The sequence below is a fragment of the Pseudomonas sp. UBA6315 genome (assembly GCF_002438125.1).
In the GTDB taxonomy this organism is placed as follows: domain Bacteria; phylum Pseudomonadota; class Gammaproteobacteria; order Pseudomonadales; family Pseudomonadaceae; genus Aquipseudomonas; species Aquipseudomonas faucium.
Genome location: NZ_DJTF01000103.1, coordinates 1 through 11,693, shown reverse-complemented (window position 1 = coordinate 11,693; position 11,693 = coordinate 1). Strand labels below are relative to the sequence as shown.

Sequence of the window (11,693 nt, the reverse complement as noted above, 5' to 3'; positions counted from 1 at the left end):
CAGGCGGCTCCTGCTTGGCTGGTTTTCGACGAATTGCCCGGGCGATAGGCGCGGACCGACTGGTGCGCCAGGGCAGTGAGGATCAGCAGGGTCGAGCCGACCACCACGGTGTACACGCCGATGTCGAAGAACAGCGCGCTGGCCACGTGCACGTCGCCCAGCAGCGGCAGGTGCAGGTGGGCGGTGTGGGTGGTGAGGAACGGATAGCCCAGCAGCATGGCACCGACCCCGGTCAGGGTGGCGCACAGCAGCCCGGTGCCCATCCAGCGCAGCGGCCGCAGGCTCATCTGTGCCTCCACCCACTGGGTACCGGCGACCATGTACTGCAGGATGAACGCCACCGACATCACCAGGCCTGCGACGAAACCACCGCCTGGCTGGTTGTGGCCGCGCATGAACAGGTACATCGACACCAGCAGGGCGATCGGCAGCAGCAGGCGAACCAGCACCGCTGGCACCATCATGAAGCCCAGGGCGGTGTCGGTGGCATGGCGTGGGTTGATCAGGTCGGTGACCACGTCAGGTGCCAGCAGGCGCTGCTGGGAAGGCAGCTGCATGCTCTCCTTGGGTGGGCGGAAGCGGCGCAGCAGGGCGAACACGGTGAGCGCTACGGCCACCAGCACGGTAATCTCGCCGAGCGTGTCGAAACCGCGGAAGTCCACCAGCATCACATTGACCACGTTGGTGCCACCGCCTTGGGGCAGGGCCCGGCTCAGGTAGAACGAGGAGATGTCATTGGGCGTGGGCCGCGTCAGCATGGCGTAGGACAGCACGGCCATGCCGGCGCCGACCAGGATGGCCAGCACCAGGTCGCGCAAGCGCCGCACACGCGCCCGCTCAAGGCTCCCGGGCAAGGGCGAGACGCCTTCGATACGCCGTGGCAGCCAGCGCAGGCCGAGCAGGATCAGCACCGTGGTGACCACTTCCACCACAAGTTGGGTCAGGGCCAGGTCGGGTGCGGAGAACCAGACGAAGGTGATGCAGGTCATCAGGCCGCAGACGCTGACCATGATCAGTGCGGCCAGGCGGTGGTACTTGGCCTGGTAGGCAGCGCCGATGGCGCAGGCAATGGCAATCAGCCACAGCGCGACGAACACGCCGGAGCCCGGGATCTTGGGCCGCTCGCCCCAACTCAGGCCGCTGTACAGCATGGGCGTGAGGCCGGCGAGGAAGGCCGCCAGCACCAGCATGAACAGTTGCGACTGCAGGCGGCGGCTGGTCAGCAGCTTCTCGACCCGTCGGGCCAGCAGCATCAGGCGCACCTGGCCATGTTCGAACAGGCGCTTGCCATTGAAGCGCTCGATCAGCGGCGGGTTCGGGAAGCGGCCCAGGCGCAGCTGGTTGCGCAGCAGCAGGTAGAGCACGACGCCACCGCTCATGGCCACCAGGCTCATGATCAGCGGGGCGTTCCAGCCGTGCCAGATGGCCAGGCTGTATTCTGGCAGAGTGCCGCCCACCACGGGCAGGGCGGCGGCGGCCAGCAGCGGGCCGACCGATTGTGCGGGGAAGATGCCGACCACCAGGCAGGTGAGCACCAGCAGCTCGACCGGCGCACGCATCCAGCGAGGTGGTTCATGCGGGGTGTGCGGCAAGTCCTGGGCGGGCGGGCCGAAGAACACATCGACCGTGAAGCGCAGGGCGTAGGCGACGCTGAAGGTGCCGGCGAGGGTGGCGATCACCGGCAGCGCGGCCTCGACCCAGGCGGTCGAGGAAATGAACACGGTCTCGGCGAAGAACATTTCCTTGGACAGGAAGCCGTTCATCAGCGGCACGCCCGCCATCGAGGCGCTGGCGACCATGGCCAGTGTCGCGGTGTAGGGCACCAGGCGGATCAGCCCGCTGAGGCGGCGGATGTCGCGGGTGCCGCTTTCGTGGTCGATGATGCCGGCGGCCATGAACAGCGAAGCCTTGAAGGTGGCATGGTTGAGGATGTGGAACACAGCGGCGACGGCCGCCAGCGGGCTGTTCAGGCCCAGCAGCAGGGTGATCAGGCCCAGGTGGCTGATGGTGGAATAGGCCAGCAGGCCCTTGAGGTCGTTCTGGAACATCGCCGCGAAGGCGCCCAGCAGCAGGGTCAGGGCGCCGGCGCCGCCGACGATCCAGAACCACTCCTCGCTGCCCGATAGCACCGGCCACAGCCGCGCGAGCAGGAACACCCCGGCCTTGACCATGGTCGCCGAGTGCAGGTAGGCAGAGACCGGCGTGGGCGCCGCCATGGCGTGGGGCAGCCAGAAATGGAAGGGGAACTGCGCGCTCTTGCTGAGCGCACCGAGCAGGATCAGGGGCAGCAGCACGGGATACAGCGCATGCTGGCGGATGACATCGCCAGCGGCCAGCACCTTGTCCAGGTCGTAGCTGCCGACCACATGGCCAAGCAGCAGCGCGCCCACCAGCAGGCACAGGCCGCCGGCCCCTGTGACCATCAGCGCCATGTAGGCGCCGCGGCGGGCGTCGGCGCGGTGGTGCCAGTAGCCGATCAGCAGGAACGAGAACAGGCTGGTCAGCTCCCAGAAGAACACCAGCTGGATCAGGTTGCCGGAGATCACCAGGCCGAGCATGGCACCCATGAACGCCAGGAAGAAGGCGAAGAAGCGCGGCACCGGATCTTGTGGCGACATGTAGTAGCGCGCATACAGCGACACCAGGCTACCGATGCCCAGCACCAGCAGCGAGAACAGCCAGGCGAAGCCGTCCATGCGCAGCACGAGGTTCAAGCCGAGGCTGGGCAACCAGAGGAATTCTTCGCGGATGACGCCGCCGTCGGCGATCTGGGGGTACAGCAGTGCTACCTGGACCGTGCCGACCAGGGCCACGAGCCCCGCAAGGATGGACTCGGCATTACGTGCGTTGTGCGGCAGCACAGCTGCCAGGCAACTGCCCACGAACGGCAGAAGCAGTAGCACTATCAATGACATAGCGTTCTATTCTGGAAAGGTTTGCAAGGATCATACGTGCCGAGCAGGTGATCACCAACACGCAAGCTGTCGCAGAATCATACAAACATGGCGTGACAAGCCATTTTTTTATAACAGTTTTTTACAAAGCATAGCTGCAGTTGCGCGCTTTACCGGCCGGTTTCGTGTTCCTGATCGTGCGCTATCTCGATGGGCTCGCTGGCCTCGCGGGTGCGGCGCAGCTTCAGTTCGCTCACCACCACGGCCATCACGATCAACACACCGCCCAGCAGCGCCACGCCGGGCAGGCGGTCGCCGGCGATGCGCCCAACTATTCCGGCCCACACCGGCTCCCCGGCGTAGATCAGGGTGGCGCGGGTTGGCGATACCGATTGCTGCGCCCAGTTCATCGCCACCTGGATCACCGCGCTCATGGCACCCAGGCCGAGCGCGCTGAGCAGCAACAGCCAGGAGAAGTCGGGGAGGCGCTCCTGGGTCGGGACGATCATCAGGAACGCCAGCAGCGAGGCGGTGGCCAGTTGCACCACGGTCACCCGGCGCACATCGACCTGGCCTGCGTAGCGGCTGATCAGGATGATCTCGCCGGCGATGGCCACGGCGCTGACCAGGGTGACCACTTCGCCTTCACTAAAATGCAGGGCGCCGCCCTGAGGCCCGGCCAGCAGCATCAGGCCGATGAACGCCAGGCAGATGCCGATGCTGGGCATCAGCCCTGGCCGGCGCCCCAGTACCAGCCACTGCAACAGTGGCACGAACGGCACGTAGAGCGCGGTGATGAACGCCGACTGGCTGCTGCTGATGGTCTGCAGGCCCATGGTCTGCAAGCCGTAGCCGAGCATGATGGTCACGCCGATCAGCACCCCGGCCTTGAGCTCGGTGAAGGTCAGCCCAGGCAGTGCCCGCGCCGACACCAGGCCGACGAAAAAGGCCGCCGCAGCAAAGCGCAGGCCGACGAAGAACATCGGGCCGCTGACGGTCATGACGTTGTGCACCAGCAGGAAGGTGCCGCCCCACAGCATGGTGATGAACACCAAAACCATTTCGGCCTTGCTCAGGCGAAACGACAGGGAGGTCTTCGGGCTGCTGGTCGGTAGGCTCATGCGCTTGCACACTCAGAGGGGGGCGGCGCACAATCGGCGCAAAGTGGGCAGTATACTGCGCAACCTGGGTAAGTGAGCAATATAGTGCACAAAGAATCCACGCACCGCGCGTCGGTGCTGCAGCATGTCAGCTTCAACGTTCGCAGCCTGCGCAATGCTGCTGCCATGAGCCAGACCACGCTGGCCGAGCGCTCCGGGGTCAGCCGGCGGATGCTGGTGGCAATCGAGGCAGGCGAAAAGAATGTCAGCCTGACCACCCTGGACTTGATCGCCGAGGCCCTTGGGGTGGCGTTCAGTACGCTCATCCAGGCACCCGACCAGCGCGACCCCAGCCGTATCGACGAACTGGCCTGGGCAGGGGTGCACCCGCAGAGCAAGGCGGTGCTGCTGGCCAGCAGCGCGGCGCGGCGCGAGGTGGAAATCTGGGAGTGGACCCTGGCGCCAGGCGAATGCTACGTCAGCGAAGCCGACGCCGAGGGGTGGAGCGAGCAGATCTACGTGGCCGAAGGCCAGCTCACGCTGATCATCGAAGAGGTCGAGCACTGCCTGCAGGTCGGCCAGTTCCATGTGTTTGCCAGCAACTGCCGGTACGCGTATCGCAACGATGGCGCTGTGACCACGCGCTTCGTGCGCAACGTGGTGATCTGATCGCGACCTGTCATCGGTGCAGCAGCTCGTCCGTCTTCACCACCTTGGCATAGGCGAACGCCAGCGCGGCCATTGCCGAGGCATGGACGTCCGCCGCCGGCACCTGCTTGCCATCGAAGTCCAGCGCCAGGGTGGCGCAGGCATCATGCGCCACGGTGACGTCATAGCCGAGGTCGGCCGCGGCGCGAGTGGCGGCGTCGATGCACATGTGGCTCATGCTGCCGACGATGGTCAGGGCCTCGATGCCGTGCTTGTCCAGGGTGCCCTTGAGGGGCGTATCGCGAAACGCATTGACCTGGTGCTTGAGTACCACGGGCTCGCCTTGCTGGGGCTGCACCTTGCTGTGGATCGCCGCACCGGGTGATGCCGGCGCGAAGAAGGGGGCGTCGGCTGCTTCGAATTCATGGCGTACATGCACCACCAGGTCACCGCGCTGGCGCGCTGCGGCCAGCAGCCTTGCGGCATTGTCGGCGGCCTGCTCGGCGCCTTCGAGCGTCCATTTGCCGCCGGGGAAGTAATCGTTCTGGATGTCGATGATGATCAACGCCTGCTTGCTCATGCTGCCTCCTGTGGCGATCGTTGTGGCCAGACGCTAGTTATAGGTGCTGCAGCGCTGTACTGCCGGAAAATAGCGCGCAATCACGGCGCGGGTGGATGCGGCCCTGGCCCCGCTTCGGCCAGGTGGTCCTGGCGGTTGCGCAGCGGGCACTCCTTCAGCGACAGGCAGCCGCAGCCAATGCAGCCGTCCAGCTGGTCGCGCAGCATCACCATCTCATCGATGCGCCGGCTGAGGTCCTCACGCCAGCGCGCCGATAGCCGCTGCCAGTCTTCGGCGGTCGGGGTGTGGTGGCTGGGCAGCGTGGCGAGGGCCGTGGCGATCTCGGCCAGCGGGATGCCCAGGCGCTGGGCCATCTTGATCACCGCCACGCGGCGCAGCATGGCGCGCGGGTAGCGACGCTGGTTGCCCGTGTTGCGGCTGCTGTGGATCAGGCCTTTGGTTTCATAGAAGTGCAGGGCGGTAACGGCCACGCCGCTGCGGGCGGCCAATTGGCCGACGCTCAGTTGGGTGTCCTGCGCTGTCGAGGTGGGGCGTGGCATGCGCAAAAAGCTCTTGACCTTGAGTTAACTGGAGGTTTTACCCTGCTGGCCATCGCGCTGCAAGCGTCCGAAGCAAGGAGACTGACCATGACGGCCACGCCGCATGCTTTGTGGTTTACCCAGATGATCGAATACGAAGTACCGGTTTCGCGCCAGGCCGCATTGGCCCAGGCCCTGGTCACGCGCAGCGAGGAGTTGGCTTTGCGTTGCGAAGGGCTGCAGGGGGTTAGCGTGCAGGCCAGCGATGACGGCAGCCGGGTGCTGCAGTACTTGCAGTGGCAGTCGCGCCAGGCGTGGGCGACGGCGGCACAAAGCTTCGCACAAGAGCCGTTTCTCGACCTGCTCAGCCAGCACCAGGCGCGGGGCGTCAACTTTACTGCCTACCAGGCGCTACGCAGCCTGGTGCGCGGCGCCGACGGCGGCCTGCATTGCCAGGTGGGCGAGCTTCAGGCGTACCACGGTGCGTAGTGCGGGTAGCGGTCCAGGCGCGCACCGATCACCATCTCGCTGATCCAGGCGGCCAGGATCGAGCTGTAGGCCTTCTGGCTTTCTTCGCTGGAGAGCGCGTGGTCGGCACCGTCGACGATGCGGTGGGTCAGCGAATGGGCGCCGATGAACGCCGAGCGATAGCTCATCAGCGTGGTGTGCGGGACGTAGTCGTCCTGTTCGGATTCGACCAGCAGCACATCGCCGGCGAATTCCGCGCAGGCGGCCAGGGCCCGGTTGTCGGCCGGGCCGAGCGGGCGCTGGCGGTAGGCATTGAGGCGCTGGCGGTCGAGGGCTTGCTTGGGGGTGTCCCATTGGTCATCCCAGTACATCGCCGGTACCCGCAACGCCAGCCATTTCACCGGGCGCTGCAGGGTCAGCAAGGTGGCCAGGTAGCCGCCATAACTGCTGCCGATGATGGCGATGGCATTGCTGTCCACGGCGGGGTGATTGGCCAGGCAGTCATAGGCGGCCAGCAGGTCCTTGAGGTTTTGCTCGCGGGTTACCGTCAGCCGCTGGTTCTCGGTCTTCTCGTGGCCGCGCAGGTCGAAGGTCATGCATACGCAACCCAGCCCGGTGATATGCCGGGCGCGGGCCAGGTCACGCTGCTGGCTGCCACCCCAGCCGTGGACGAAGAGGATGCCGGGCATCTTGCTGCCGGGGCTGACCAGCGTGCCGGCGATGCTGCCGTTGTCCACCTGCAGCTCTACGCTTTCACTCTGAATGGTCATGCTCGCGAATCCGCGCGAATTTGCTGAGTTGTCCGAGTTCACTGTCGTTTCCTTGATAGAAGAGGGTGGCATCGGCGGGCAGGTCGTGGCTGCCGAACACTTCATGGGTGGAGGCGCGCAGCCGTTGCAGGGCGGGGTCGCCGGCAAATGCCTGCAGGGCCAGCAGCTCGGCGCTGCTGGCGCCACCCGGGCGCCAGGATTGTTCGAGCACGCCGCTGCGCAGGTGGCCCTGGGCATTGCTGCCGCGAGCGATGTCATAGTTGCGCCGCGATGCAATGAAGCCTGGGAAGTGCAGCTCCGCCGCCTGCTCGTAGGTGATGGCCTGGTTGATCGCCAGGCGCAGATGATCTTCCAGGGGCAGCTGCAGCAAGGCTTGGTAGCCGCCGCGCACCACTACCAGGTCGGAGCCTGCGTAGACTTCGGTGCCCTGGTGGTCGTGGGTCAATTGCTGGGTGCCGTGGTAGCTGCAGGTTATGCCAGCAACGCGAACCTGGCCGACACTGAATGTCTGCACATCGCTCAGGTCTTCTTCCAGCACCAGGCCCCAGAGGGCCAGGTCCTGGTCATCGAGGTCGGCCAACAGCGGCTCCAGTTGGTCCGCTTGGGTGATCACTTTTTGCCCGCGCCCGGCACAGGCCAGCACCGGCTTGAACCGAACGGGGCCATCGAGCAACAGCAACTGCGCTGCGCGGCGGGCGTCGGCTCTACTGAAGACGGTGTAGCCGCGCAGCAGGGCGTCACTGGCCTGCTGGGCGAAGGCATCGGTCCAGCCGGGTGGGAACGTGGCGTTGGCAGGCAGCGGGTGGGAAATTGCCTTGGTGGCCATGTAGGGATGGCTGACCAGGCCGCCAAACAGGTCCTGTTCGCTGCGGATGCCCATCGGTGCGTAGCGAGCCGGGTCGATCAGGGTTTCGGTGGGGAGGTAATAGAAGTTGTCCGCAGCACTGGGCGTTTGCACGTTGTGCGCGGTTGCACAGCCCAGCAACTGGGCCAGGCCGGCAGCGAGCTTGAGGTGTACGGCGCGCTCGTGCTCCGGGGTGTGTTCGCGGGTGTCGAGCAGCACGACGGCAGTCTTCGGGTCGCAGGCGCTGGGCATGGGCATCGACCTGTCTGCAGGGAATGTACTGGTTGTGAAGCTTGTGCCCACGGGAAGTTCAGCCGCAGTCGATCGAAGGTAGGGGCGTTGCACACGGGCGTTGCCTGGGCCTGGATGATTGCAGCGCTGGGATGGCTGTTCCATTATCGTCATCCTGGATCAACCAAGATGTGTCCGCAGGAGTGCGCATGAACGTTCAGACCACGATAGAGCAGAGTGTGCCGCAGCGCCTGGCGCGCGTGCGCGAAGTGATGGCCGAGGCGGGTATGGATGCCCTGCTGGTGCCTTCGGCAGATCCGCATCTGTCCGAATACCTGCCGGGCTACTGGCAAGGGCGCCGCTGGCTGTCGGGGTTCGAGGGTTCGGTCGGCACGCTGGTGGTCACGCCGGAGTTTGCCGGGCTGTGGGCCGACAGCCGCTACTGGGAGCAAGCCGAGAAAGAGTTGGCGGGCAGTGGCATCGAGCTGATGAAGCTGCAGCCGGGCAAGCCGGGTGCGCTGGAGTGGCTGGGTGACAACGTCGTCGCTGGCGGCGCCGTGGCCGTGGATGGCGCGGTGATGGCCCTGGCTTCGGCGCGTCAGCTCGAAGAGCGCCTGAGCGCTCGTGGGGTGCGCCTGGTGACAGACCTTGACGTGCTGGGCAGGGTCTGGGAAGGGCGCCCGGCATTGCCAGGCAACCCGGTGTACCAACACCTGCCGCCGCATGCCACGGTGAGCCGTGCCGAAAAGCTGGCCCAGCTGCGTAGCACCCTGACGGAGAAGGGGGTTGATTGGCATTTCCTGGCCACCCTCGATGACATCGCCTGGCTGTTCAACTTGCGTGGCAGCGATGTGTCCTACAACCCGGTGTTCGTCTCCTTTGCGCTGATCAGCCAGGAACAAGCCATTCTCTTCGTGGGTGCCGAAAAGCTCGATGATCACTTGCGCCATGTGCTCGAGGTGGACGGCATCGAGGTGCGTGACTACCCGCAGGTGCAGCAGGCGCTTGCAGGTTTGGCTGCAGGCAGCCGGCTGCTGGTCGACCCTGCTCGGGTGACGTGCGGCCTGTTGAAGAACCTGGACGGCCAGGTGCAGTTGGTCGAAGGGCTGAACCCGACCACCTTGAGCAAATCGCGCAAGGGGGCCGAAGAGCTGGTGCATATCCGCCGGGTCATGGAGCAGGATGGCGCGGCTTTGTGCGAATTCTTCGCCTGGTTCGAGGCGCATCTTTGCAAGGAGGTCATCACCGAACTGACCATCGATGAGCAATTGAGCGCTGCACGGGCGCGCCGGCCCGATTTCGTCTCGCTGAGCTTCTCCACCATTGCCGCCTTCAATGGCAATGGCGCGATGCCGCATTATCGGGCGACCGAGCAATCCCATGCAGTAATCGAGGGGGATGGCTTGCTGTTGATCGATTCGGGCGGGCAATACCTGGGCGGTACTACCGATATCACCCGGATGGTCCCGGTGGGTACGCCGAGCCTTGCGCAGAAGCAGGACTGCACGCGCGTGCTCAAGGGGGTGATCGCCCTGTCACGGGCCACCTTCCCCCGCGGTATTCTCTCGCCGCTGCTCGATGCCATCGCGCGTGCGCCAATTTGGGCAGACCAGGTCGACTATGGCCACGGGACCGGCCATGGCGTGGGCTATTTCATGAACGTGCACGAAGGGCCGCAGGTCATCGCCTACCAGGCGGCAACCACACCACAGACAGCCATGCAGGTCGGGATGATCAGCTCGATCGAGCCCGGCACCTATCGCCCGGGTGCCTGGGGGGTACGTATCGAGAACCTGGTGGTGAACCGCGAAGCCGGCAACAGTGCGTTCGGCGACTTCCTGAACTTCGAAACCTTGACGTTGTGCCCCATTGATACCCGCTGCCTGCTGCCGGAACTGCTGACCCAGGAAGAGCTGGGCTGGCTCAATGGTTATCACGCAACCGTGCGCGAACGTATCGCGCCATTGCTCAAGGGCGACGCACTGGCCTGGCTGCAGGCGCGTACTGCGCCGTTGTAAGAGGGCGGGAGGCTATTAAAAAGGGCAGCTCATGGGCTGCCCTTCTTTATTACTTGCAGATGACGATCATGCTTCGGCTGGTGTAGCCGGCAGGGTTGATGCCAAACAGGTAGTCACCCGGCTCTTCATCGGTGTCCCCCGAGCGCGCAACGACTTTGTAGCCACGTTTGCTGCAGGAGGTGGCCGCTTTGCTGTAGCACTTGTCCCACGACGAGGAGAGACCGGAGCAATTGATATGCAGGCCTTTTTTCCCCTGTTTGACCTCAGTCTTGGCCGTCGCGGCGCATCCAGCAATGGCCAAAACGGCCAGGATGAGCAAAATACGTTTCATTCCTGTCCTTAAATGCAGGGTTGGCTTTGTGCCTTACCCTTCAGTTATCGCTGCGTTTCTTCCTGAATTCCCCGGCATCCGTGCGCGTACAAGTAGATAGCGTAAAGATTATGCTTTTGTGACAGCTTAATCAGCGAGGCGGGGCGCCACAATGGCTAATGCCGTCACAAATGCAAAGTTTTCTCAAATCAGTCAGCGGCTACTGCTGGTGTGCTGTCGCGGCGCATCGAAAGCGTAGCGCCTACAGAGGCGGCAATGATGGCAAGAATGGCCAGCCATTGGCTTACGCTCAGTACCTCGCCCAGGAACAGCAGCCCGGAAAGTGCACCGATCGCAGGTTCGACGCTCATCAGGGTGCCGAAGGTGCGTGCGGGCATGCGGGTCAGGGCAACCATTTCCAGGCTGTAAGGCAAGGCGGTCGAGAGGACGGCCACGCCCAGCGCCAAGGGAATGAGCGCGGGCGTGAGCAATGCGCTGCCAGCATGGACGATGCCGATGGGGGCCACGAACAAGGCCGCGACCACGACGCCCAATGCCGCGCTCTGAATGCCATGTTCAGCGCCGGCACGTTGCCCAAAGAGGATGTACAGCGCCCAGCAGACTCCCGCGCCCAATGCATAACCAACGCCTGTCAGGTCCAGGGGCTGGCCGCTGTCGCCGATTGGAATCAGCAGCAGCAGGCCGGCGACTGCCAAGCCGATCCAGAGAAAATCGATAGCCCGTCGCGAGGCGAACAGGGCAACCGCCAACGGGCCGGTGAATTCCAGGGCTACGGCGATACCCAGCGGCGTGGTCTGCAGGGCCATATAGAAGAGGAAGTTCATGCCGCCCAGCGCCATGCCATAGATGACCACGTTGCGCAGGGTGCTGGCGGTCATGCGCACGCGCCATGGGCGCAGGATCGCCAGCATGATGATGCTGGCGAACACCAGGCGCAGGGTTGTGGTGCCCTGTGCGCCAACGATGGGGAACATGCTTTTTGCCAATGAGGCGCCGGATTGTATCGATGCCATGGCGATCAGCAGCAAGCCGACAGGGAAGAGCATGGCGGCCAGGCTGCGAGGCTGGGTGTTCATTTGTGGAAGGGAATCCTTAGAGGGGTGGGGCTGGGTGAGCACTATAGTGCGCAAATGCTGGGTAGCGGTGCAAGGTGCAAAGGGGGTCGCACTTTCAAATAAATGAACGGCAGGGGTTGACGGGGTTTCGAATCCCCTTATAATGCGCCCCACTTCCAGCGTAGTCGGAACGAGAAACTCCTTGAATTTCAAAGAGTTACTTAATCCAGGTAGTG

At 64.4% G+C, this 11,693-nt stretch carries 11 protein-coding genes; 3 read left to right on the top strand and 8 right to left on the bottom strand.

Features of this window, described 5'->3' with window-relative positions:
- Positions 1–2,915 (bottom strand): monovalent cation/H+ antiporter subunit A (locus B3E94_RS13215; protein ID WP_286913849.1); only part of this gene is annotated, 2,915 nt, incomplete at its 3' end.
- A gap of 149 nt (positions 2,916–3,064) precedes the next feature.
- Positions 3,065–4,015 carry a DMT family transporter gene (locus B3E94_RS13210; RefSeq protein WP_286913848.1) on the bottom strand — a complete coding sequence of 317 codons (951 nt, stop codon included), beginning with the start codon at positions 4,013–4,015 and terminating at the stop codon, positions 3,065–3,067.
- A gap of 84 nt (positions 4,016–4,099) precedes the next feature.
- Between B3E94_RS13210 and B3E94_RS13205 the strand changes: the two genes are divergently transcribed.
- Positions 4,100–4,663 carry a helix-turn-helix domain-containing protein gene (locus B3E94_RS13205; RefSeq protein WP_286913847.1) on the top strand — a complete coding sequence of 188 codons (564 nt, stop codon included), beginning with the start codon at positions 4,100–4,102 and terminating at the stop codon, positions 4,661–4,663.
- 10 nt (positions 4,664–4,673) lie between these two features.
- Here B3E94_RS13205 and B3E94_RS13200 read toward each other — a convergent pair whose 3' ends face one another.
- Positions 4,674–5,222, bottom strand: a complete 549-nt coding sequence (locus B3E94_RS13200; protein WP_286913846.1) for a cysteine hydrolase family protein — start codon at positions 5,220–5,222, stop codon at positions 4,674–4,676.
- A gap of 80 nt (positions 5,223–5,302) precedes the next feature.
- The gene (soxR, locus tag B3E94_RS13195; protein WP_176516263.1) at positions 5,303–5,761 is read right to left on the bottom strand and encodes a redox-sensitive transcriptional activator SoxR; all 459 of its coding nucleotides are present in this window, start codon (positions 5,759–5,761) and stop codon (positions 5,303–5,305) included.
- Positions 5,762–5,848: 87 nt separating this feature from the next.
- Here soxR and B3E94_RS13190 point away from each other — a divergent pair, with 87 nt between their 5' ends.
- On the top strand, positions 5,849–6,229 hold the full coding sequence (locus B3E94_RS13190; RefSeq protein WP_286913845.1) for an antibiotic biosynthesis monooxygenase: 381 nt from the start codon (positions 5,849–5,851) through the stop codon (positions 6,227–6,229).
- Here the strand turns inward: B3E94_RS13190 and B3E94_RS13185 are convergent.
- The gene (locus B3E94_RS13185) at positions 6,208–6,978 is read right to left on the bottom strand and encodes an alpha/beta hydrolase family protein (RefSeq protein WP_176516258.1); all 771 of its coding nucleotides are present in this window, start codon (positions 6,976–6,978) and stop codon (positions 6,208–6,210) included. The two genes, B3E94_RS13190 and B3E94_RS13185, sit on opposite strands and share 22 nt — an antisense overlap.
- On the bottom strand, positions 6,962–8,080 hold the full coding sequence (locus B3E94_RS13180; RefSeq protein WP_286913843.1) for a DUF3182 family protein: 1,119 nt from the start codon (positions 8,078–8,080) through the stop codon (positions 6,962–6,964). Before B3E94_RS13180 ends, B3E94_RS13185 begins: the two co-directional genes overlap by 17 nt.
- A 182-nt stretch (positions 8,081–8,262) precedes the next feature.
- Here B3E94_RS13180 and B3E94_RS13175 point away from each other — a divergent pair, with 182 nt between their 5' ends.
- Positions 8,263–10,071 (top strand): aminopeptidase P family protein, encoded by a 1,809-nt coding sequence (locus B3E94_RS13175; protein ID WP_286913842.1) that lies wholly within the window; start codon positions 8,263–8,265, stop codon positions 10,069–10,071.
- 49 nt (positions 10,072–10,120) lie between these two features.
- On the opposite strand, the gene B3E94_RS13170 is transcribed toward B3E94_RS13175, so the two are convergent.
- Together B3E94_RS13170 and rhtA are read right to left on the bottom strand one after the other, a co-directional pair.
- On the bottom strand, positions 10,121–10,402 hold the full coding sequence (locus B3E94_RS13170) for a hypothetical protein (protein WP_176516251.1): 282 nt from the start codon (positions 10,400–10,402) through the stop codon (positions 10,121–10,123).
- A 188-nt stretch (positions 10,403–10,590) separates the two neighbouring features.
- Entirely contained in the window at positions 10,591–11,478 is an 888-nt protein-coding gene (gene rhtA, locus B3E94_RS13165) for a threonine/homoserine exporter RhtA (RefSeq protein ID WP_176516249.1), read from the bottom strand.
- Positions 11,479–11,693: the final 215 nt, after the last annotated feature.